At 42.0% G+C, this 23,949-nt stretch carries 18 protein-coding genes; 12 read left to right on the forward strand and 6 right to left on the reverse strand.

Features of this window, described 5'->3' with window-relative positions; translation table 11 throughout:
- The first annotated feature begins 511 nt into the window (after positions 1-511).
- Positions 512-1,543, forward strand: coding sequence for a 1-acyl-sn-glycerol-3-phosphate acyltransferase (locus A4S05_RS16775; protein ID WP_069070935.1), 1,032 nt, complete (start codon positions 512-514; stop codon positions 1,541-1,543).
- A 521-nt stretch (positions 1,544-2,064) separates the two neighbouring features.
- Here the strand turns inward: A4S05_RS16775 and A4S05_RS43355 are convergent.
- Positions 2,065-2,229 carry a hypothetical protein gene (locus A4S05_RS43355; RefSeq protein WP_238846311.1) on the reverse strand — a complete coding sequence of 55 codons (165 nt, stop codon included), beginning with the start codon at positions 2,227-2,229 and terminating at the stop codon, positions 2,065-2,067.
- A 7-nt stretch (positions 2,230-2,236) separates the two neighbouring features.
- Here A4S05_RS43355 and hflX point away from each other — a divergent pair, with 7 nt between their 5' ends.
- Complete coding sequence (hflX, locus tag A4S05_RS16780) at positions 2,237-3,853, forward strand: GTPase HflX (protein WP_256091005.1); 1,617 nt, start codon at positions 2,237-2,239, stop codon at positions 3,851-3,853.
- 218 nt (positions 3,854-4,071) lie between these two features.
- On the opposite strand, the gene A4S05_RS44230 is transcribed toward hflX, so the two are convergent.
- Positions 4,072-4,227, reverse strand: a complete 156-nt coding sequence (locus A4S05_RS44230) for a VENN motif pre-toxin domain-containing protein (protein ID WP_370684455.1) — start codon at positions 4,225-4,227, stop codon at positions 4,072-4,074.
- Here A4S05_RS44230 and A4S05_RS16785 point away from each other — a divergent pair.
- From A4S05_RS16785 to gshB, 3 genes are all read left to right on the forward strand, one after another.
- Positions 4,202-4,828, forward strand: coding sequence for a PEP-CTERM sorting domain-containing protein (locus tag A4S05_RS16785; RefSeq protein ID WP_370684456.1), 627 nt, complete (start codon positions 4,202-4,204; stop codon positions 4,826-4,828). The two genes, A4S05_RS44230 and A4S05_RS16785, sit on opposite strands and share 26 nt — an antisense overlap.
- Before the next feature lie 296 nt (positions 4,829-5,124).
- Positions 5,125-5,397 carry a glutaredoxin 3 gene (gene grxC, locus A4S05_RS16790; protein ID WP_069070938.1) on the forward strand — a complete coding sequence of 91 codons (273 nt, stop codon included), beginning with the start codon at positions 5,125-5,127 and terminating at the stop codon, positions 5,395-5,397.
- A 234-nt stretch (positions 5,398-5,631) separates the two neighbouring features.
- Positions 5,632-6,612, forward strand: a complete 981-nt coding sequence (gene gshB, locus A4S05_RS16795) for a glutathione synthase (RefSeq protein ID WP_069070939.1) — start codon at positions 5,632-5,634, stop codon at positions 6,610-6,612.
- A gap of 363 nt (positions 6,613-6,975) precedes the next feature.
- Here gshB and ftsZ read toward each other — a convergent pair whose 3' ends face one another.
- From ftsZ to A4S05_RS16810, 3 genes are all read right to left on the reverse strand, one after another.
- Positions 6,976-8,298 (reverse strand): cell division protein FtsZ, encoded by a 1,323-nt coding sequence (ftsZ, locus tag A4S05_RS16800; protein WP_069070940.1) that lies wholly within the window; start codon positions 8,296-8,298, stop codon positions 6,976-6,978.
- Positions 8,299-8,358: 60 nt separating this feature from the next.
- Positions 8,359-8,646, reverse strand: coding sequence for a hypothetical protein (locus A4S05_RS16805; RefSeq protein WP_256091007.1), 288 nt, complete (start codon positions 8,644-8,646; stop codon positions 8,359-8,361).
- 730 nt (positions 8,647-9,376) lie between these two features.
- Positions 9,377-10,210 (reverse strand): cell division protein FtsQ/DivIB, encoded by an 834-nt coding sequence (locus A4S05_RS16810; RefSeq protein ID WP_069070941.1) that lies wholly within the window; start codon positions 10,208-10,210, stop codon positions 9,377-9,379.
- A gap of 691 nt (positions 10,211-10,901) precedes the next feature.
- Between A4S05_RS16810 and A4S05_RS16815 the strand changes: the two genes are divergently transcribed.
- A complete protein-coding gene (locus A4S05_RS16815; RefSeq protein ID WP_069070942.1) occupies positions 10,902-12,233 on the forward strand; it encodes a P-loop NTPase fold protein in 1,332 nt (443 codons plus the stop codon).
- Positions 12,234-12,326: 93 nt separating this feature from the next.
- Positions 12,327-17,375 carry a WD40 domain-containing protein gene (locus A4S05_RS16820; protein ID WP_069070943.1) on the forward strand — a complete coding sequence of 1,683 codons (5,049 nt, stop codon included), beginning with the start codon at positions 12,327-12,329 and terminating at the stop codon, positions 17,373-17,375.
- Positions 17,376-17,478: 103 nt separating this feature from the next.
- On the opposite strand, the gene A4S05_RS16825 is transcribed toward A4S05_RS16820, so the two are convergent.
- Complete coding sequence (locus A4S05_RS16825; RefSeq protein ID WP_069070944.1) at positions 17,479-17,826, reverse strand: hypothetical protein; 348 nt, start codon at positions 17,824-17,826, stop codon at positions 17,479-17,481.
- 774 nt (positions 17,827-18,600) lie between these two features.
- Here A4S05_RS16825 and A4S05_RS16830 point away from each other — a divergent pair.
- The 5 genes from A4S05_RS16830 to glyA all read left to right on the forward strand — a co-directional run bounded on the left by A4S05_RS16830 (position 18,601) and on the right by glyA (position 23,935).
- A complete protein-coding gene (locus A4S05_RS16830; RefSeq protein WP_069070945.1) occupies positions 18,601-19,437 on the forward strand; it encodes a photosystem II manganese-stabilizing polypeptide in 837 nt (278 codons plus the stop codon).
- A 753-nt stretch (positions 19,438-20,190) separates the two neighbouring features.
- On the forward strand, positions 20,191-20,967 hold the full coding sequence (locus A4S05_RS16835) for an RNA polymerase sigma factor SigF (protein WP_069070946.1): 777 nt from the start codon (positions 20,191-20,193) through the stop codon (positions 20,965-20,967).
- Between the two features lie 162 nt (positions 20,968-21,129).
- Positions 21,130-21,996: a hypothetical protein gene (locus A4S05_RS16840; RefSeq protein ID WP_069070947.1), complete on the forward strand. Its 867-nt coding sequence runs from the start codon at positions 21,130-21,132 to the stop codon at positions 21,994-21,996.
- Between the two features lie 2 nt (positions 21,997-21,998).
- Positions 21,999-22,250: a hypothetical protein gene (locus A4S05_RS16845; RefSeq protein WP_069070948.1), complete on the forward strand. Its 252-nt coding sequence runs from the start codon at positions 21,999-22,001 to the stop codon at positions 22,248-22,250.
- 401 nt (positions 22,251-22,651) lie between these two features.
- Positions 22,652-23,935 (forward strand): serine hydroxymethyltransferase, encoded by a 1,284-nt coding sequence (gene glyA, locus A4S05_RS16850; RefSeq protein WP_069070949.1) that lies wholly within the window; start codon positions 22,652-22,654, stop codon positions 23,933-23,935.
- Positions 23,936-23,949: the final 14 nt, after the last annotated feature.

The following is a 23,949-nucleotide window of genomic DNA, read 5'->3' on the forward strand; positions in this document are numbered from 1 at the left end:
TCAAAGCGGATTCCTATATGAGTCCTATATAAGGTATCTATCTATAGCGGTTCTTGATCCAGTAAAGTACAATTTTGACCTCACTTTCGTTCCTCTCTCCTTTTAGGCTATCCATTAGTCACATCTTTCTTTACAATCTTGAAACGCTTGTTTTATAGGCATCTTCAGGAGTCAGAATCAATCAGTCGGGGATTCAGACGCGACGCTCGTTCGCGTAGCGTGTCGTAGACAAGACTCGCTAACGCTAGCTACCGTGGATTCGCTAAGGCTGCGAAGCACCGCCAGTCATACAGAAAACATTGCTGTTAGCGGATAGCTAAGGTTTAGCCCATTCTGACGACTGACGCCTTTATTCTGTTCGATAAATTTTTCAGTTGATCATTTTGGCAACCAAATCTGAAATTGGTTTCCAAGTCTGTAGTTAATTTTACTTCTATAGTAAGATGCCAATGGCAAAATTATATAGCTATAATCCACTTTTAATAAAAATTTTGCCTGATTTTTAACCGTTTTGATTAATCAACATTCCGAAAAACTCCTAAACACTCAACTGGAAAATTTACCAGGTGAAGGTTATGTATTTAACTGGTTTGATTGGTTTTGTCTTTGGTATCCTCCAGGTTGGCTAATTTTATTCAACCGTCATTGGCAGCATTATCACACCGATCCAGATGGTTGGAATTGGCTAGAATATGGATTATTTTTAATTCCTGGCGGATTTTATCTGGCGCTACTGAGTCGCTGGTTGCGTCTGGGTTGTCGTTTACCCCGAAAAGAAGTTGGTGAATTTGATCCCAAATATCAACAAGCTTTTCGCGAAGAAGTTCTTGGCCCCATCGTTAAATCATATTTTCGGGGAGAATTGCAACAAGTTGAAAACTTGCCACCAACAGGGCCATTGATTGTGGCAATGAATCACGCGGGGATGTGTTTTCCTTGGGACTTTTTGACCTTGGGTTATTTATTAAGTGAAACCAGAGGATGGGTAGTACAACCCGTAGCAAGTCCAGCATTATTTGAGCATCCTTGGGTGATTTGGTGGCTACCACCTAAATGGTCACAGGTTTTAGGTGGTGTGCGAGCCGAATTAGATAATTTTGAGTCAGCGATGGCTCAAGGCAAAATACTCTTATATGCACCCGAAGGTATCCGCGGGCCTTTGAAAGGTTGGAGAAGACGCTATCAACTAGAAAAGTTTGATATGAGTTTTATTCAGTTGAGCGATCGCTATCATATTCCCATTCTTCCAGTAGTTTGCATCGGTAGTGAATCTTTACATCCTTGGGCTGTTAATTTCACCAAATTGCAACGACTAGTCAAATTACCATTCTTGCCTTTTTCACCTTTGATGCTAGTCTTACTCCTGTTTCCCTCAATGGGAATTTGGGCAACGAGAACTCGTCTGCGTTACTTTATTCAGCCTTTAGAACCAGCAGGATCGGACAACAACTCAAACAAAGTACGTGCAGTAGCCTATCAACAAGCGCAACAATTACGAGAAAAGCTGCAACTTCAAATTCATCACTTTTTGGGTAAATCTTAATACTACAAGCTGAAATTCAAGAATAATTTGAGTATTTTTGCAGCAGCTACGTTACCAATTTCGTGTAGGAAGTAACTACAGCTTATCCATTGGTTATAAAAATAGAAGCCTTAGTAACAATAGTTTGTTTATTTCCAGCAAATGATTATACTTTGTTGTAAATGCTTAAGCAAAGCTTATCAATATAGAGTTAAAAATGGGTTCACAATCTGTAAGACATTTTCGATAATTCAACCATCTTGCATATCTTCTGATACTAATTTAATAATGATTGCTCGTGGAATAAGGCTAAGTGAAACTATTATCAATTTTGCACTTCAACAAACTGGTGAAATAGATCCTTAAATTTTGTTCTGAGGCGGCGCGTGTTTTTACCATTGCTCGATTTGTGAGTTACTACCACCAAAATAGCTTCAAATAAATACCCACCGTGAACTAATTCATAACGCATCCCTCAAAAGAGAGAGATAGGAGCCTAAACCCTGTTGTAAAATAGACATATAAGGATTCGGGGGGCCATTTTACTGGTCATAAACGCCTATAGAAACTATTTTTGGAAATCTCCAAGGTCTGAAGTCCAGCCAGCTGAAGCAACTACAGCGGCTGTACCACCAGCGCATACCAGGCGATCGCATCACCACGCCTGAGTTTTCCCAACGTCTGGCAGCAATTAGCACAGAAGTCAATCAGCCTGTGTGCGCCTACATCAACCGTCGCGGACAAGTGATTCGCGTCGGGGTAGGCACACCGCGTCAAACGCAAATACCACCGATGGAATTGCCCCGTTACGGTGCAGAACGACTCAGTGGTATTCGTTGCATTGCCACACATCTCAAGCCAGAACCGCCCAATGAAGCGGCGCTCACGGCTATGGCACTACAACGCTTAGATGCCCTAGTTGTCCTAAATATTACCGGAACGGGATTTACACGGCGGGGAGGCGGTGCAACTGGGTATGTGAAAGAAGCTTATCTAGCTCATCTGACACCCCAAGACTCTCGCACCCTGATTCCTAGTCCTGCTGCTGTCAAAGTAGAGGAAAGCCAATTCGGCTTCGCCCACTCTAAACAAATCCAATCCCCAAGTTGGAATATATCGCCACCTTTGGATTTGGATGATCTGGCAGACCAGGATTTAGTAGACTTAGTAGAAAATCTGGAAGCGGAATTCCAGCGTGAATTTATCGCCCAGGAAGTAGATGCTGACCACGATCGCGTGCTGATTGTGGGGCTAATGACCAGTGAGATGACTCCCCTACAATTCCAAGACACCCTATTAGAATTGGCACGTTTAGTTGATACTGCTGGGGGAGATGTATTACAGACAATACAACAAAAGCGATCGCGTGTTCATCCCCAGACCGTAGTTGGCGAAGGTAAGGTGCAAGAAATTGCCCTAACTGCCCAAACACTAGGGGTTAATCTCGTTGTCTTTGACCGCGACCTCTCACCCTCCCAAGTCCGCAACTTAGAAATGCAAATTGGTATCCGGGTGGTTGACCGCACCGAAGTAATTTTAGATATCTTTGCCCAACGCGCTCAATCTCGTGCCGGTAAGTTGCAAGTAGAACTAGCACAGTTAGAATACATGCAACCGCGACTGGCTGGTAGAGGTCGCACCATGTCCCGATTAGGTGGTGGTATTGGGACTCGTGGCCCTGGTGAAACAAAATTAGAAACTGAACGCCGTGCGATCGGGCAACGAATTTCTCGACTACAAAAAGAAGTGAACCAGTTGCAGGCCCATCGTTCGCGGTTACGGCAGCGACGGCAGCATCGGGAAGTTCCTTCAGTGGCTTTGGTTGGATATACCAACGCGGGTAAGTCCACTTTGCTGAATGCTCTTACTAATGCAGAAGTTTATACAGCCGACCAGTTATTTGCCACTCTCGATCCTACCACCCGCCGTCTGGCGATTCCTTATGGCGAAACCAATGAACATCAGGAAATTCTGATTACAGATACAGTAGGGTTTATACACGAACTGCCTGCATCGTTAATGGATGCCTTCCGCGCCACCTTGGAGGAAGTCACAGAAGCCGATGCCTTACTACATTTGGTAGATTTGTCTCACCCAGCTTGGTTGCGTCATATTCGCTCAGTCAGAGAAATTTTGGCACAAATGCCAATAACTCCTGGCCCGGCGCTAGTGATTTTTAACAAGATCGATCAAGCCAATAGTGAGACACTAGCCCTAGCTAGAGAAGAATTTCCCCTCGCGGTATTTATTTCTGCGAGTCAGCGCTTGGGATTAGAAACCCTACGTCACCGTCTTGCCCAGCTGATTGAATATGCCGTTGACTGTGGGTAAATACTAGTAGAATTTGATCAATATTTAATGTTAATACAACCCAGTAGCAATACTGGGTTTTTTCTTATATGAAGCCAAAAATAAAGTCTTTTTGAACTAAGGCTGGTATCATAGACAACTTCTAATTGAATATCTAGAGTAGTAAAAGACTTTTCACTGGGTGCATCTGATTTTACATGGATAGAAAGCAGCAAATTCCCATCATTAGCAACTGAGTCTTACCATTTTCTTTTCCAAACATTGATTAACATGAAACATCTATTTTCCACCGCAACAATACCTGCGTTTTTGGCTGCTACTGCCGTTGTGATATCGTCTTCTGCTTTTGCCCCTGCTAATGCCGCTTCGATGAATTTCACTATCAACGACTTCACAGGTTCGGATACTCAGGTGAAGTTTACCTTAGATGACTCAATAGCGGGGTCTGGCAAAGTTCAGTTTAAAGTAGATTATTTATCCACTGGCAGCAACAAAATTGCTGATATACGCGGTATTTTCTTCAACATTTTAGATAACTCACTCCTTAAAGGTCTTCAAGTAGTAGGTACAGATGTAACAAACAAACAATTTGGCCCTGCTGGTTCAGTTACCTCTGTCGGTAGTGGTAGTAACAATCTGAATGGTGGTGGCGGCTCCTTTGATGCTGGTGTAGAAATTGGTCAAGAAGGTATAGGTCAAGGAAAAGGCGATATTCAATCTACCATCTTTACCCTATCCCATACTTCACAAGCTTTAACATTGGCTCAGTTTTCTCAGGAAAACTTTGGAGTCCGCCTAATGAGTGTCGGTTCTGGAAACAATCGTAACGGAAGCAGTAAACTCAAAGGACAAGCCCCTTACTACACACCCCCACCACCACCACCTAAAAAGGTTCCTGAGCCTACTACAGTCGTTGCCCTTGGTCTATTTGCTGTGGGTGCGCTGAGAATAGCGAAGAAAAAGCCTTTAGTATCAGCTTCAATGACAGTCGCCTAGAAGCTTTACTAGGAGACACTAAATGTATCCCTTGTCGGATTCAGGTGTGTCTCCTAAAATTATAAAATTTACTTATTAAATAGATACTAAAACATCATAATTAATAATTTTTTTAATACTCCCACAGCTATAATCGGTGGGATTTTTGAATGATAGGGGTTCTAGTGAACTCACCTTCATCAAGCATCGTAAACCCAGTTAGCAACTTTTAAAGATCAGGTCAAAACGGGATAAAGCAGCTACAGTCAGTGGCAAAGTTCTAAAATTAAGAAGCATGAAATAAATTTGAGGACTTTATGGCTGCAAAAGTAGAAATTTACACTTGGAGAACTTGCCCGTTTTGTATCCGTGCCAAAAGTTTGCTGAAAAACAAGGGTGTTGAATTTATCGAATACAGTATTGATGGAGATGAAGCAGCCAGAAGTAAAATGGCTCAAAGGGCGAATGGACGCCGCTCTTTACCGCAAATTTTCATTAATGATGAGCATGTTGGTGGTTGTGATGATATCCATGCTTTAGATAGTCAAGGCAAGCTGGATGAGCTACTAACTTCTAGCAATAGCGTTTAGATTCATAAGTGCGCTAGCGACAGGCCGCTGCAAATTACACGGCAGTCGCTACAACTTTAAAACAAACAACGCGCTATCTCTTGTCTAAGAGCTTTTCCCCACAAAAGCGAATATGTCTACAAGATTTTACTCTCCAGGTTTTACTGAACAGTACAGATATACGTCAATTGGTGAGAGCATCAAGAGATAATAGTTGAATAACCATTTAATTTCTTGGTGATTGAGGTATAAAGGGTGAAACTGGCTTTTATCATTGATCCTATCCATTTGCTTGACCCGTGTCATGATACCAGTGTTGCCTTAATTGAAGCAGCGCAAATCCTGGGACACGAAGTCTGGGTGACTCAAGCAAATTTGCTGAGTGTGGTGGAGGGCAAAGCTTGGGCTTTTCTACAGCGAGTTGAAGTTGTACCAGTGCAGTTGGTGGAGAGACGCTGGGTAGCGGTGAATCCTTGGTATGAGTTGAGCGATTCCTCATTAACTTCTTTAGAGACAATGGACGCCGTATTTATGCGGACAGATCCACCAGTCAATGATTCCTACCTGTATGCCACCTATATTCTCGATTACATTGACCAAAATAAAACCCTGTTAATTAACAGTCCGAGAGGCATCCGAGGGGCAAATGAAAAAATGTATGCCCTCCAGTTTACCAAAGCGATTCCAGAAACCATTGTCAGTGCTGATAAGGAGTTTATCCGAGAATTTGTCAAAGCAAAGGGGGCAGCAGTTCTCAAACCACTGGGAAACAAAGCTGGAGAAGGAATTTTATTTTTGCAATCAGGCGATCGCAATTTTAACTCCATTGTCGAACTCAGTACCCTCCAAGGTCGAGTGCCAGTAATGGTACAAACCTATTTACCAGAGGCAAAAGAGGGAGATAAGCGAATCATCCTGCTCAATGGCGAACCGATTGGTGCGCTCAATCGCCTCTCTAGTGGAACTGATTTTCGTAATAATATGGCAACTGGTGGTACAGTCGCTCAAACTGAAATTACCCCAAGAGAGTATGAAATCTGTACCCAATTAGCCGAACGCTTACGTCAAGACGGCTTAATCTTTGTGGGTATTGACATTATCGGTGGCTATCTGACTGAAGTTAACGTCACTAGTCCCACCGGAATTCGCGAGATTGACCGACTAGATGGCACTCTCCTTGGTCATCAGGTAATTCAATCGATTGAACAGACTTCCTTTGGACACTTGCGTGAGTGAGTTCTCTAAGCAACTTGCCTTGAGTAAGTATATTACTTATACCGAATATTAAGTTTAATGGATCGCGATGAGTAGATGTAGCAATGTCCACGACTGGCTATGCCTAGGTATTCCTATTTGGGCAGGTCTTCCTGATTTTTTGTTCCAGAAGCATAGCTGACCATGTGAGCCAGCAGACTCCTGCCCAAGTTCATTCTATAAAGTAGCGTTGACAAGTTTTTTACCAATTGGCAAAATTGGGGATGGCAAAAGATTGCTTACCCCTGCCCTTGGTAAAACCCTGGTGGAAGTAGCAGATTTTATACAGCGTTCAGCCTGACCTGAGAGTGCTCAGTTAATCTAAAATCTCAAATCCAAAATCTTTTAATTCCTTGGTGTACGTCGGTTTTTCAGGAAATCAGGTATATCCAATCCAATTTTTTCTTTTGGTTCTGGAATTGGAGTTGGAGCTGGATTTGGATTTGAATTTGGAGTTGAGGTTGGGGGATTAACTGCGGGTTGTTGTGTTGTTGGTCGCTTCGAGGCATTCGGTGCTACTCGAACGTTAGCCACGCTTTGTTGTACCGCAGCTTGCACTTCACCTGTAAACCCAGTGGCAATTACAGTAATTCTCACCTCACCTTGGAGTCTGTCATCAATTACAGCTCCAAAAATAATATTGGCGTTGGGATCAACTACTTCGTAGATTGCTTCTGCGGCAGCATTCACTTCATGCAAGGTGAGGTCAGTACCACCAGTAATATTAAATACTACCCCTCTTGCGCCTTCAATAGAACATTCTAGTAACGGTGAAGAAATAGCTGCGATCGCAGCTTCTCTAGCTCTAGATTTTCCAGAGCTAACGCCAATTCCCATCAATGCCGATCCCGCATCTGCCATCACAGCCCGAACATCAGCAAAGTCAACGTTTACTAAACCGGGGATCGTGATGATATCAGAAATACCTTGTACCCCTTGACGCAGCACATCATCTGCATAACGAAAAGCTTCTTGTACAGGTGTTTGTTCAGGGATCACTTCCAGCAGTTTGTTGTTGGGGATAATGATCAGTGTATCTACTCTACTTTTCAGTCCTTCAATACCTTGTTCTGCTTGGCTGGTGCGGCGGCGACCCTCAAAGACAAATGGACGTGTGACAACACCAACAGTTAGAGCGCCCATTTCTTTAGCTACTTCAGCCACGATTGGGGCTGCACCCGTCCCAGTACCACCACCCATACCAGCAGTAATAAATACTAAGTCTGCACCCTCCAATGCTGTAGCAATTTCGTCCCGTGATTCCTCAGCTGCCTTTTGACCGATGGCAGGATTACCACCTGCTCCTAAACCCCGCGTTAGCTTTTGTCCAATTTGCAATCGACTGGGAGCGCCTGCCAGAGTTAAAGCTTGAGCATCAGTGTTGATTGACCAAAACTCTACCCCAGAGACATCAGACTCGATCATGCGGTTAACAGCATTGCCACCACCACCACCGACACCAATCACTTTGATGTTGGCCACTCGACCAGGGACAATCTCACCTATTCGGCTATTTTCCGCAGAAATCTTCTTATTATCGTGATTTTGTCCGAAGTTCAGCCCAGAGTTATTAAAGGGATTGGTCGAGTTAACTGCCAGAGAGAACCCCGGCTGTCCCGTAGATTGGGAATTTTTATAGTTAAGTCCTTGGTTATTATCAAGTGTCATTGGATTTGTGAAAGGGTAGATAAACGACTTTTTCAGGTGTTATTCACCTAAGAGTCAACTTTAGTTTGACAGTGCCACAATACTATGGCACTGTTCTTTATTATTTTCACTACTGCCAAGCCTAACAGAATTGGCGGTGCGAAAATTTGCTATGGGATAAGCTTTTAGGGCAGCCGATCGCACAGCCAATTCTAGAGAAGTATACCTATATTTATCAAAAAGTGACCTGTATAACTTCAACCAGACATTAATCTCTTCACTATTCTCAGGGGAGGGCATAACTTGTAAAGACACACTACAGCGTATCTTCTCTGCCTCAATAATAATATTGTTAATAGGTTTCACCATTGGGGATAATTGCAACTTTAGACACAAAATTTACCTTCTACTTACTTATCCTTAAGTTAAACTAAGCAAGAATTTACTTGTCAGACTATACCTGATTAATTTGTTGCTTGGGGGGTCTTAATGGACACTTTGTTGGAGCAATAGTCTATCCTACGAGAACCCTCACTAGTACAGTCAATAAATCAAGATTTCCTAAGAGGTTTCGTCACCTAATAAAAATTACGGTACAGAATAGTCCAAATTTATTGCCCAGCAGCAATGCTTACGCAATTTTGGGTGGCATTTTCTGTTACAGTTCGCAACCTCAGTAAACTGTCTTTGGAATTGTCCTCAATAGACTCAAGCTAGAACACTTTTGGCTCTGCACTTAGATAGCGGTGTAAACCGTTTTCATCTGTGCACTCTGAAAAGCGAGTCTGATCTTAATGAAAAACTCAAGCATTTTTCTCTTTTCCGCACTGGGTTTAGTTGAGGAACGTATGGGCAGAAGGTGTTTTGTATGCTCTAGATCATCATTAGATTGTCCCGCATCTTGCACCCTACTATATAGATGTTAGGGTAATAATTGAGGGTCTTTTACTCGCAATGGAGATTATATGATTGATCTTCTCATGTTAATTAGAAGTTAATGCCAATTTTCGTTAGGGTTGCGGGAAAACTGAAAATAATAAATATATTTATCAGCATAAAGCTTCTTAATTTACTAGGAGCTATCAATACATTAAACACCCTAGATATTTTTAGGGATCTTGGGAGTTAATTTTTGATCTTTTTGGTTCATTTGTACTAAGGGAAATTCGGGATTTTTCAGATCAATATACTCTATTTGACCAGAATTGAATTTTGCTGTTAAATGCCGCATTTGGGCGAGTAGCTTGATTTGTTCAGACAACTGGGGGCCTGGAACGCCGAGATGCACATTTCCTAATTCTGTTTTCAAAATTAAATTCGTTGGATTTTGACAATCAACTTCCATTACTTTTACGGGACTTTGACTGACAGCTTGATGAATTTGAGTCCAATAGAGGCAGTATTGTTTTGGCGAACCAATTACTCTGAGATTTGGTAATTTCCTAGTGGGATTAAGTGATGTGTATTTTTCTAAGGGTATCCAGGCTCCACTGGCATCTAGTAAGCCAATAGTTACTTTTTTGTTGTCACGTGTTTGAGTCACTGCTACTGGTACTCGTTCTTGAATTTCGATGAACAATCCAGGAGGAAAGAGGCGGCGTCTCACGATCGCTTGGGCAATAGTTGGTTGTTTCTTCAGAGAGTTAGCGATCGCTGATGGTTCAATCCGCCACAAAGACTGGGGGTAAGATAACACCAACAGTGATTGAGTTGTTTCATCCGACAGTAATTTATTGCCTGATTTCATCACTATTTGCTTGGGAGCTTTTAGCATCCACACTGGTTGGACTGCCATCCACAGTAATCCACCCGCCAAACCAGTAATAGCAAAGGTTCGCCAAATAGCCTGAATAATTTTCATCTGCCGCTGCCGACGTAATTTTTTACGACGCTGGGCTAGATCCGTGCGGGAAACTGATATTATGCCAGCCATTCAAACCCCTTTTTGATTGCAATCTAAATTCCTTGACGCATTTGTATCATTATTAATTTCAGTAAACACTGTTGGCATCTGTTAGCCGCTCTCCTCAAGACTTTTTTTATTTTTAGTAACACTTTACAGTAACTACACAAAGATTATGGCGCTAGTTACTATTCCCATTAAAGTTTCCGGTGTCCATTTTTAACTGACTGTAGTCTTTTTGACAAGTTATTGTTGAAGATTTTTTTCCTAAAGATTACAAAATATTAATTTAGATGTTTAGGATTTTGTTTTCTTGACAAATAGAATGTGAAATGATAAACAAGTATTCCTGAATCTCTGTATAGCTTGCTATAATTCATACCAGTCCTTCTCGTCAGCTATACAAATTGAGAACCATGCAATATAGTAACTTTTTTTACTGATTCACCCGGCCCTAAAAGTTTGTGGCAGTTCAAACAAAAGCTAGAGATTGTCAAAATCTCAATATCAGGTGTAAAAAGGACAGATATGCTTAAGATTATTAGGGTCAATTAAATCTCTACCATACTACTGACAGTAGTTCTGTACCAAGTGCTGTCTCTTGCAAGACACTACCAACTTGCAAGTTAATCGTATGTCTACATTCTGGATAGAGATTACTTGTATAAAAAATACGAATTAAACTGCATCTACAAACACGTCTACATACACCTCTACATACATGAAAACGACATTAAATTTGTCACGTTTTTATAAAGCATGTAACCCAAGCTACACGCTAAATACAAGTAACGTGCTAGATCGTCAGTATTACATAGATTTTGCTGATGTCCGTGGTTGCAAGATCGTCGAAGAATTGCAACGGACTATCATTCGGATTTCTCCTGATGAGCCAACCTGTCAGTTATTTACAGGTCACATTGGCTGCGGTAAGTCAACGGAATTGCAGCGCCTCAAGACAGAACTAGAAGTGGCGGGATTTCATGTAGTTTATTTTGAGTCCAGTCAAGACTTAGACATGGCGGATATTGATGTCAGCGATATTCTGCTGAGTGTAGCCCGTCAAGTCAGTGCCAGTTTAGAAGCGATTAACATCAAACTCAAACCCGGTTACTTTACCAATTTGTTTAAAGAAGTAGGCGATTTTTTGCAAAGCCCCATAGAGCTTTCTGGGCAAGCAGAATTGTCTTTGGGTATTGCCAAAATTACTGCCAAAACCAAAGATAGCACCCAGATGCGGAATCAACTGAGGCAATATCTGGAACCACGTACCAATAGTATTTTGCAGGCGATTAACGAAGAAATTTTAGAAAAAGCTGTTGAACAGCTAAAGCTCCGGGGTCAAAAAGGACTGGTAGTGATTGTAGATAATTTGGATCGAGTAGATATGCGTCCCTTAGCATCGGGGCGATCGCAACCAGAATATCTCTTCATCGACCGAGGCGAACAGTTACGCCGACTCAAATGCCACCTAGTTTACACCATTCCTCTAACATTAATTTTCTCCAATGAGTACGAGACACTAAAAAATCGCCTGGGGGGAGGGATTGCACCAAAAGTACTGCCAATGGTATTGGTGCGGCAAAGAGATGGCAGTGACTACGAACCAGGGATGTCACTAGTGCGCCAGTTAGTTCTCGCAAGAGCTTTTCCAGAAGTTCCTTTGAATAGCAGGCTTTTATTAATTACAGAATTATTCGATCATTCCCAAACCTTGGATCGTCTATGTCGCGTCAGTGGTGGTCACATTCGTAACTTATTGGGTTTACTTTATAGCTGCCTGCAACGACAAGATCCACCTTTTTCTAGGGACTGCTTAGAAGCCTTAATTAAGGACTACCGCGACGATCTGCTATTAGCTATTGATGAATCCCAGTGGGAATTATTGTTTGAAGTAGTGCAGCAGCAGAGAGTTAAAGGGGAGTCGGACTATCAGAGCTTACTAAGAAGCATGTATCTGTTTGAATATCGCGATCCTCTAGGACGCTGGTTTGGTATCAGTCCAGCCTTGGCAGAAACAGAAAAAGTTTTGGCTTGGCAACAAAATAAGTAAGAAGTCAATTAGTCATTTGTCATTTGTCATTTGTCATTTGTCCAATGACTAATGCTCAATTCCCAATGCCCAATTCCCAATGCCCAATGCCCAATGCCTAATGATAAGCAGCTACGCGTCTACACCAAAGAAAATCAGCATACTTTGCAAAGACTGATTAGAGCGATCGCGCTTTCCGAAGGTCAATTTGCCCTGATTTTAGTTCGATGTAACTATGGGCGATTACGTGAGCAAATGTTAGAGAATATTCGCTCCATCACCAAAGATATCAACATCAGAGAAATTGTTCTTAATCCATCAACTACTTCTTTACACACCACAATAGTCTCAGAACTATCTTTAGATAATCCTGCCGTCCTGACAGACTCTTTACCATCTGCTGTGATGGTTTTTGGGATTGAGTCAATTATCGACCTGGAAAACTTACTTACAGGCATCAACCAAGCACGAGATATCTATGCTTCAACTTTTCCATTTCCAGTGGTGTTGTGGCTCCAAGATGAAGTCGCATCATTGCTTTCAAGATTAGCGCCTGATTTCAAAAGCTGGGCTGCAACCACGATTAAATTTGAAATGACCAAAGCAGATTTAATTGCTTTGATTCACCAAGAAGCAGAATCTTTATTTGCCAAAGTTTTAGAAGCTGGTGCGGAAACCTTTTTATCTAATGCTTTCCTCGATTTAGATCCTAAGTCTCAACACCGCCACGAAATAGAATCAGCCCGTAATGATTTGTTGCGTCTGTATGGTGTTCAATTAACACCAGGATTAGAAGCAAGTTTAGAGTTTGTCTTGGGGCGAGATAAATATGCCAACGATCAAATTAATGGTGCTTTAGCCAATTATCAAAGAAGTTTAGCATTATGGCAGCAGGAAACAAAGAGAGTTGCAGAGTGGGAGAGTAATTCTTCTTTCCCCCTTTCATGTCCTCACCCTACTCCTACCTCGTCTTTACTCAAGCAAGCAATAGTACTATTTCATCTGGGGCTTTGCTATCACCGAATGGCAGACTTATACCAAAATACTAGCAGCTATTGCGAACATGCTCTCTTGTGGTTTAAACAATGCTTGGAGCTATTGGAGGAGGTACAAAGAGAAGACTTAGTTGCTAAATTCATTTTGCCTGCTTGTGAAATGCTACAACGTTTACAAGCCTGGGATGACTTAAAAGAATTAGCTCAAAAGTCATTACATCTACATAAAACTTATGGAACTCCGGCACAAATTGCTCAAAATTATGGGTTTTTGGCAAATGTAGCGGCTTCTGAGTCAAATTGGGTACTAGCTCATGAATTAGCTAATACAGCACTTTCTATCGCCGAAGAAGCAACAGAAGTTTATCTGCGAGACGCTTTGCGAACACGCCGACAAGAAAGTTGGTATCTTCTCTTGCTAGCACGTACACAGCGGCATCTGGGTGAGTGGGAAGAGGCTATCAATAACCTGGAATGGGCGAGGGTAGTTTGTGAGCTACAACATCAGCCATCACTTTACTTAGAGATTTTAGAGGAACTGCGATCGCTTTACTTTTTTGAGCGTCATGACTATACAGAAGCCTTTAAGCTGAAGCAAGAAAAAATTCAAATAGAACATCAGTATGGCTTTCGTGCCTTCATTGGCGCAAGTCAATTGCAGCCGCAACGCCCCAGAATTAACCCAGTATTGGAACCTCATAAAATACCGTTTATTCCTGAAGAAATTGCTCAAGAAATATCTGCTTCTGGACGCCAACAAGATGTCAATCGTTTAATTGAAAGAATTAGCCGCGCTGACTATAAACTCACAGTAGTTTATGGGCCATCAGGTGTAGGTAAAAGTTCAATTCTCAAAGCTGGTTTAGTCCCAGCACTGAAGGGAAAAGTGATCGGGGAACGAATTCCTATACCGATTGTTTTGTCTGTTTATACTGATTGGATGACAATTTTGATCAGCAGCATTAATCAAGCACTGGCATATACAGGAATATCGCTTAGTCTTGAGTCTACACCAACTATACTGCTAGAAAAAATCCGGTTAGCATCTGAACGAAATTATACAATAATACTCATACTAGACCAATTTGAAGAATTTTTCTTTGTGAGTAATCCTCCCACACAAAGAATAGAATTTTATAAATTTTTTAGTGAATGTTTAAATATTTCTTATGTAAAAATTATTCTTTCCTTACGAGAAGATTATTTACATCATCTGTTAGAATTTGAACGCTTGAGTCAAAACAATATTACTGGATTATATGATTTAGGCGTAATTAATAAAAATATTCTCGATAAGGACATTCGCTACTATTTAGGAAAATTCTCTAGCCAGGATGCCAAAGCTATAATTCACAGTCTTACCCAACGTTCACATTATGAACTAAGTAATGAATTAATTAACCGATTAGTGCAGGATTTAACAGGAGAACTAGACGAAGTACATCCAATTGAATTACAAATAGTCGGTGCTCAACTACAAATAGAAAACATTACCACACTTCCAGAATATAAACTTTGCGGTGGCTCGGCAAAATTGGTTGAACGCTGGCTTGGGGAAGTTATCAAAGACTGTGGTCAAGAGAATGAAGAGTTAAGTTGGAAATTATTATTTGAGTTAACTGATGAAAAGGGGACACGACCGTTAAAAAGTAAAACTGATTTAGCGGCAGCATTAGTTAATAATCATGATATCGATACAATATTAAATTTTGACAAAGTTGGGGAATTGATTTTAGAAATCTTGGTAGGTTCAGGGTTGGTGTTGCTAATCAGAGAAGAGTTAGGCGATCGCTACCAGTTGGTTCATGATTATTTAGTTGAACCAATTCGCCAAAAGAACAACTATGGCATGGTTGCCGAATTAGAAAAAATCAAACTTGAAAAAACTAGAGCTGAAGTAGCCCAAAAACTTAGTCAAAAGCAACTCAACTTGGTGTTGCAACGGCGACTGCGAGAAGCACGCATAGCAGGTGCAATCCTGGCAATCATGGGGGGAACAATAGCAGGATTATGGTGGCAAGCCGACTTACAGAAAAGAGCAGCAGTCCGCCAAACTCTACGAGCTGAACGCAGTGAAACCAACTTGCAAATTAGTGCGATCACTGCTGCTAGTGAAGCTCTGTTTGCTTCTAATAAAGAATTTGATGCCCTATTAGAAAGTTTGCGGGCTTGGAGAGCGCTGAAACAGGCTGATGGAGTGCAACCAGATACCCGAATGCGGGTGGTGACAGCCCTGCAACAGGCAGTTTATGGGGTAACGGAAGTTAACCGCCTAGAAGGACACACTGATATTGTCTGGGGAGTAACTTTTAGTCCGAATGGTCAGTTGCTAGCATCAGGTAGCCGAGATCAGATGGTGAAACTTTGGCGTCCTGACGGTACTTTACTCCAAACCCTCAATGGTCATACTGATGCTGTCACCTCTGTAAGTTTTAGCCCTGATGGTCAAACCCTAGCCTCCGCCAGCCTCGACAAAACAGTGCAAATCTGGCACAAAAACCCGGTTACAGGTGAATTTGACCCCAAACCATATAAAACTCTCAAAGGAAATGGAGATTGGGTTTATAGTGTTAATTTCAGTCCTGATGGCGAATTGTTAGCTACTGGTAGTAAGGATAAAACTGTAAAACTCTGGCGTAAAGACGGTAACTTAGTAAAAATACTGAGGGGACATCGAGGGTGGGTTAACTGGGTAAACTTCAGTCCCGATGGTCAATTCATCGCCTCGTCCAGCGACGACAAAACAGTGAAAATCTGGCGACGGAACGGTAGCCTTGTTAAAACTTTGCAGGGACATCAACAGGGTGTGGTTGTAGCTGTTTTCAGCCCGGACGGTAAATTTTTGGCGTCAGCAGGTCGAGACAAGACAGTGAAACTTTGGCAACGGGAAAGTAACAGCACTAAAGACGGTTTTGAATATCGTCCTTACAAAACTTTACGGCAGCATAGTAGTATAGTGTGGAGTTTGAGCTTTAGTTCTGATAGTAAAAAGTTAGCTTCCGCAGGTGAAGATAATACTATAAACCTCTGGAGTACCACTGGTATCTTACTCAAAACCTTCAAAGGACACAGTGATGCCGTTGTCAGCATCGCCTTCAGTCCAAATAAAAAATTGCTAGCTTCAGGAAGTTTTGATAAAAGCGTGAAACTATGGAGTTTAGATGCTCCAACACCGTCTATCCTTCAAGGGCATCAAAAGCGAGTTTTGAGCGTTGCTTGGAGTCCCAACGGTCAGATGCTAGCTTCTGGTAGTAGCGATCGCACTGTCAAACTTTGGCAACGATACACCAGTCATGGCGAAATCAAAACCCGACTTTACAAAACTTTGGTGGGGCATACAAATAAAGTTCCTAGTGTCAGCTTTGATCCCAAAGGTGAAATGCTGGCTTCAGGAAGTTTTGACAAAAGCGTTAAACTTTGGCGGCTTGACGGTACTTTAATCATGACTCTCCACGGACATACTGATAGTGTGATGAGCGTAAATTTCAGCCCTGATGGTCAGTTTTTAGCATCAGCTAGCAAAGATAAAACTGTGAAACTTTGGAACCGTGAGGGGAAGTTGCTCAAAACCTTAGTAGGGCATCAGGGTTGGGTAAATAGCGTGAATTTCAGCCCTGATAGTCAGATTTTAGCTTCTGCCAGTGATGACCAAACTGTGAAACTTTGGCAGCGGGATGGTACTTTGTTCAAAACTTTCTCGCCCCATGACAGTTGGGTATTGGGTGTCAGCTTTAGTCCTACTGATGAGTTACTGGCTTCTGCTAGCTGGGATAACACCGTGAAACTGTGGCGACGGGATGGGACGTTGTTAAAAACCTTATTAAAAGGGTACAGCGATAGCGTTAATGCCGTGACTTTCAGTCCTAATGGTGAATTGCTTGCCGCTGCCAGTTGGGATAGTACAGTGAAACTTTGGAGCCGTGATGGCAAATTAATTAAAAGTCTCAATGGGCATCGCGCTCCGGTGCTAAGTGTTAGTTTTAGTCCAGATGGTCAAACACTAGCATCAGCTAGTGGTGACAACACGATAATTCTATGGAATTTAAACCTTGATGATTTGCTTGTTCATGGTTGTAACTGGGTGGGTGATTACCTCAAGCACAACCGCAATCTTGAGAAGCGCGATCGCCTTCTTTGTGATGGCATAACCCGTACAAACCCTTTTTAATTACGAATTACGTTGAAGCCTCAATGGGCAACCGCTCTTGGTTTAGCGGTTGATGAGGCGCTCAGAGTTGTTAATTCAGAGTTAGAAATTTATTTCGAGATCATCAGCCAAAGGAGCGATCGCTCTCCAGAACTTCATGGTTATTTTCTTCGGGAACCTCTTGTGGCAAATTCGCTAAAAAAGCTTGTAGTCTCATGCGCTCAATGTAAGGCCAGCCTCCCTCAGACTCAATATCTTTTAGTAGCGAGTAGAGTTGGCGACGATTAACAGGCAAACTCTCTTGAAAAACCCCATCCCGAATCTCTCGGTGTAACTGTTCTAATTGCCGCAGTAAAGCTAAAAGAGCTACAGTATCGCCTTGACAACCCTGGACTGCATCATGCACCACAGTTGCGATCGCTTGTACTTTACAGGAAAACTCCTCTGATGCAATATTTTTGTTATCGTTCATGCCACCCTTTCCGTATAAATGAGGTCAACTCAAATTTACCGGAGATTTTTAATTTTCCCTAGTTTGTTCCCTGTCCCCTGTCGCCTCACTTGCCCTATTCAGGGGTGAATATAACTAGATTTGTATCTTTATCAAAAGTAATTGCGATCGCTCCTAAAAGAGCGTAGTAACCTTTACCATAGCCTCCACAGCAGCTAGATGTGATCAGGACGAGACTTTCTTGGATTTTGAGTACTTTGATTTTGAGTTAAAAAAAATCGTATGATCTGGCTGATTTACCCATAAAACAATGGGCTGTATGTAGTGGCGTCACATACATGATACAAAAAGACTTGGGCGACGCCGCTTTTGCTATCAGCAAGAGCAAAGTGCGAAGCAGACACCCCTCTTCGCGCTCTTTGAGGCAAACATTTATGCTCCTCTGTGTGGAGATTACTCATCCACCCGCCCAACTCTAACAAATGCCACCAACAGTAAAACTGCTGGTTTTTTGCTCCCCTAGTAACACACATCCAAATATGGATTCAGTGTGCTACTTATTATGGGTTTTACACCCCAAGCTCAAGAGAGCGACACGTTTAGCTACGTTTAGCAGAGAAAAGTTTGAGCAGCTGACAACCTAAACTCCCGGACACTTGCTTCAACTTTCTTAATCAAAGCAAAGTCGTTTCTGAACAAAGGTAGCTTTTCGCAGAGTAGCGGCTTCTCATCAGAGATCAAAGCTTCGATGCAGTTTTACAACTTAGATATTAATTTTTGAGATTGAGGTTGACCATGAGGTATCGCGCTTTAATTGTTGCATTCTTGGCTTTGTGCCTAGGTCTAATAACTGCTTGTAGTGATGCACCTACTAGTAGTAGTGGTAGAGATGTACTTACTTACGATCAAATTCGTGGCACTGGCTTGGCTAACAAATGCCCCCAACTAGCAGAAACAAGCCGTGGTTCCATTCCCATTGATTCTAGCCAGTCTTATGCCATCAAAGAACTTTGCTTGGAGCCAACTAGCTTCTTCATCAAAGAAGAACCTGCTAATAAACGGCAAGAAGCAGAATTTGTTGCTGGCAAATTGTTGACCAGATACACTTCCACCATTGACCAGGTGCAAGGTGATCTAAAAATCAACTCAGATAATAGCTTGACCTTTACGGAAACTGATGGTCTTGATTTCCAAGCCATCACTGTGCAGCTTCCTGGTGGTGAGAGAGTACCTTTCCTCTTCACCATCAAAAACTTGGTTGCTCAAAGCCAACCCAGTTTGACCAGTATTAACACCTCTACGGACTTTGAAGGCACCTTCAAAGTTCCTTCCTATCGTGGTGCTGCCTTCCTAGATCCTAAAGGTCGTGGTGTTGTCAGTGGCTACGATAATGCCGTAGCGCTCCCCGCCCAAGCAGATGATGAAGAACTTACCCGTACTAACGTCAAGCGTGCTGAAAATCTTAATGGCAAGATTTCTCTGCAAATCGCTAAAATAGACAGTTCTAGCGGTGAAATTGCTGGTACTTTCGAGAGTGAACAGCCATCTGATACAGATTTAGGTGCTGGCGAACCTAAAGAAGTTAAGATTCGCGGTCTATTTTATGGACGGGTTGAACCTACTCGTGGCTAAATCTTTGGAACTAAGGCAAATAACTGGCACTCAGAATGACAATTCTGTAAGTATCAGATTTGATCACAAAAGTTAACCTATCTACCCTCTTTTTTCAAGAGGGTAGATAGGTTTTTTACAAAGATGGGGAAAAGTTAAAACCGAGCAAAATAGCTTTGGCAATTGGGAAAATTTTGATCCCTAAATTTTGTGGATCACTTGATTCATCCCTTTAACCTTTTCCCTTTCATTAAAAGACTATAGACTTAAGTACAAAAAAGGGCGAGATGCCCTTTTTTTATTGGCTTGCGTAAATATACATAGTATTCTTTTAAATTATTTAGTAATTTTTAATTATTGGATAAATCTCTGTTGAATAGACACGTAATTTTACTGTAAATATAACTTTTACTATTCCAACAAAAAACCGACTACTGTTGTTTTGTTTCTATAAATTAACTTCATCATTAATTAATTCAAGTTAAGTACAATCTCGGTTTGATATTTAGTGATTAATTTTATATTTTATTCCTATGTAGTTCTCAAAAAACCTACAGATCATACCAAAGATAAATAACCAACTAAATACCGATTTCGCCCATTTAAATTTTGCTCTATTGTCAAGCAATCTATGGAATTTTGATAGAAAAGCTTTGTTATCTACCATAGTATTTGCTCGGAAATATAGCGCGATATTGTCTTTGATGTCGTGCGATCGCAGCTTAATTTAAAAGCGAATAATTGATTCTTTATTTGCTCAATAAACCCGGTGCTATGCCTACCACAGTCACCACTGAACTAAAACACGAAATTTGGCAGTTGTTGCGAGAATATCAGCAATCTCCGTCAGAAAATATCCGTAATCAACTGGTAAAACTCAATTTTGGACTTGTGAGAAAAGAAGCTCACTACTGGACAAATCAATGTCATGAAACCTACGATGATTTGCTCCAGGTTGGATGCTTGGGTTTAATCAGAGCTATTGAAAGATTTGAACTTTCCAAGGGACATGCCTTCAGTTCCTACGCTCTTCCTTATATTCGGGGTGAAATTCAACACTATCTCCGAGATAAAGGCGTCACCGTGCGAATTCCTAGGAGATGGCTAGCACTTCAACAGCAAGCAATAGGAGTATCACGTTCTTGGCGTGAAAAACATAATCGTCAACCAACCGACTCAGAATTAGCAGCAGCACTAGAAATTTCTCCAAACGAATGGCAAGAAATTAAATTAGCATGGGTCAATCGCGCTCCCTTAAGTCTTGATGTGCCAATCCAAGATGGAGAAGAAGGCTCTACCTGCTTAGGAGAATTGGTTCCAGATCCTAACTATCGCAGCTTTCAACTGGCACAAGAAGACCAACTTCGCTTACAACAAGCATTGGTTCAGCTAGAAAAACGCACCCGCGATGTGTTGGAATGTGTGTTTTTGCAAGATTTGACCCAAAAACAAGTTGCAGAACATCTGGGCATAAGTGTAGTTACGGTTTCTCGTAGAGTCAAGAAAGGCCTGGATTTGATGAAAGAGCTTATGGGTGTGGCTGAGGACTAACTGCAAACACCAACCCGCATTTATGCTGGGTAGGCAGTGCTAAAAATAACCCTTGAAATGTAAAAAATTAGGTTATAAAGGGAACATACTTTGCCTTTAATACACATTTCAGGCATGTTAATTTCCATTTTTCAATTTTCCAATGGCTTTTGAGAACAGCTCATGGGCAGAACTTCAAAAATTACAATTGCAGCTATTTTAACTTTGGCGATCGCTGGATGTGCTTCTGAAGATACACAACAAGCAGTCAATCCTGTACCAATTCCCAAAATAGCCACAAAGTCGCCACCAGCGGCTCAATCCTTTAAGAATCCAGTGATACCTGCCAAACAGGTTTCACAAGTTAGTCTTACATCTGCTAACTTGATTCAATCCACTAATGCTACACAACGGGCACGAGAACTTGTGGTATCAAAAGATCGAAGTGACCCCTTTACACAACTTTTCGGGCAGATGGTTCCCGGAATGCCTCAAATATCTGGAAGGCCTGTCCCTGTGGTGCCTAAGCTACCTACTGCATCACTAGCAGTACGAAAACTTCCAACACGAAAACTTCCAACAGGCAGCATAGCTTTAAATCCAAAGAAAAATAACGTTTCTTCTGTAGCAAAAAAAGTCAATCCTACCTTGACTTCAGTCTTACCCAAGGTTTTACCTCAAGTTGTCCCCAACCCAACTTTAGCCTCTGTATTGCCACCACCAGCACAACCTGAATTAGCAAGGGCAGTGGTTGTGAGTGGTGTAGTTCTAATTAGTAAGGAACCACAGGCAATTATCAAAGTACCCGATGAGCCGACAAGTCGCTATGTACAAGCGGGACAGCGATTGGCAAATGGCGTACTGATTAAACGTATTGAAATGAATCAGGGCTACAACCCCATCGTGATTTTGGAACAATTTGGTATTGAAGTTGCCAAAATGGTAGGGGAAGGGGCTGTCACCTCAACGCCGTCAGCTGCATCTGCTACCGGCAATCCTATTTCAGTGACAACGCCTCCCCAAAATTCTTTTAATGTGGGAGCTTCATAAAGATGGAGAGTAAGGAAAAAATTGAATTCGCTGATTTGCCTTTAGCTGTTTATAGAGAAATAGCAGCGCATTTACATCAAGTCGAAGGGGTGGAAGTGGATTTAATTCCCCAGTCATCCGAGCAGTTTGATTACAATCAAAGTCAAATTGCTGGTTTGAGCCTCTCGTGGACAGCAAACTCTGGTTCAGAAAGTCGGCAACGAGTTAACCAGATTTTGGCTTACTATCAAAATCGCTATATGAATCCTATTTGATTTTTTGATTTGTGAGAATTGCAACCCACAGAACCCCGACTTCTTTAAGAAGTCGGGGTTCTTGTTGTTTACGAATGATTAAGTAAGGCAATATTGTCTGAAGTTCGTTTTCATCCCCGAAAGGGAACTAAACGCCTTTCTCTCTTTTTCGATAAAGAATACTGTCTAACGACCTCACAACACACAGCAAGGTGAGGATTTCAAAAACCAAGGTTATGATTATTAATGCATTAATCGAGCTTGGGTCTAATAATAAATAAGTTGGCACAAATAAACCTCAGAGTACGGAGACGATTAATCGCCTCTGTACAGCAGTCAAAAACTATTGCTCTTGACTGTTATTTAGGTGCTGTATCCAACCCAAATCAGCCGTTGTACAAATTTCCATAAGGATAATTGAAGTGACTAGGACTAATTCAGACTTTCTTTCCTCCAGTGATCCAGCGATCGCGGGGTTAATCAACGACGAACTACAGCGTCAGCGAGATCACTTGGAGTTGATTGCTAGTGAAAACTTTACCTCCGCCGCTGTACTGGCGGCTCAAGGTTCGGTACTGACAAATAAATATGCCGAGGGTTTACCTGGTAAACGCTACTATGGCGGTTGTGAGTTTATCGACAAAATCGAGCAAGTAGCGATCGACCGTGCTAAACAGATATTTGGTGCTGCTCATGCGAATGTGCAACCCCATTCTGGCGCACAAGCCAATTTTGCAGTGTTTCTGTCGCTGCTGCAACCAGGAGACAAAATTATGGGAATGGATTTGTCTCATGGGGGACATCTTACTCACGGTTCCCCTGTAAATTTCTCAGGTAAGTGGTTCCAAGTTAGCCACTATGGTGTCAGTCAACAAACAGAACAACTTGACTATGACCAAATTCGAGAGCTGGCGCTAAGGGAGCGTCCTAAGCTGCTGATTTGTGGTTATTCGGCTTATCCTCGTGTAATTGATTTTGAAAAGTTCCGTAGTATTGCTGATGAAATCGGCGCTTACTTACTCGCCGATATTGCTCACATTGCTGGCTTAGTTGCTAGTGGTCTTCATCCCGATCCCATTCCTCATTGTCATGTAGTAACAACAACTACACATAAGACTCTACGCGGCCCTAGAGGTGGTTTAATTTTGACTGGTGACGCAGAACTAGGTAAAAAGCTAGATAAATCTGTTTTTCCTGGTAGCCAAGGCGGGCCATTGGAACACGTCATTGCTGGTAAGGCTGTAGCTTTTGGAGAAGCCCTCAAGCCTGAGTTTAAAACCTATTCTGCCCAAGTGATTGAAAATGCTCGTGCTTTGGCCGAACAACTACAAAATCGGGGCTTAAAGTTGGTATCTAATGGCACTGATAACCATTTGATATTAGTAGATTTACGCTCTGTAAATCTAACTGGTAAGCAGGCGGATCAGCTAGTTAGTAGCGTGAATATTACTGCTAACAAAAATACTATTCCCTTTGATCCACAATCGCCATTTGTTACCAGTGGTCTGAGGTTAGGTTCTCCAGCCATGACCACGCGGGGCTTAGGAGTAGGAGAATTTACCGAGATTGCAAATATTATTAGCGATCGCCTACTTTCTCCAGATTCCGACGTAGTAACCCAAGATTGTCGGCAAAGGGTAGCAGCATTGTGCGATCGCTTCCCCTTATATCCTCACCTGGAAATTCCTGTACCAGCACTAGCATAATTGGGCATGGGGCA

This window comes from Nostoc sp. KVJ20, assembly GCF_001712795.1.
Lineage (GTDB): Bacteria > Cyanobacteriota > Cyanobacteriia > Cyanobacteriales > Nostocaceae > Nostoc.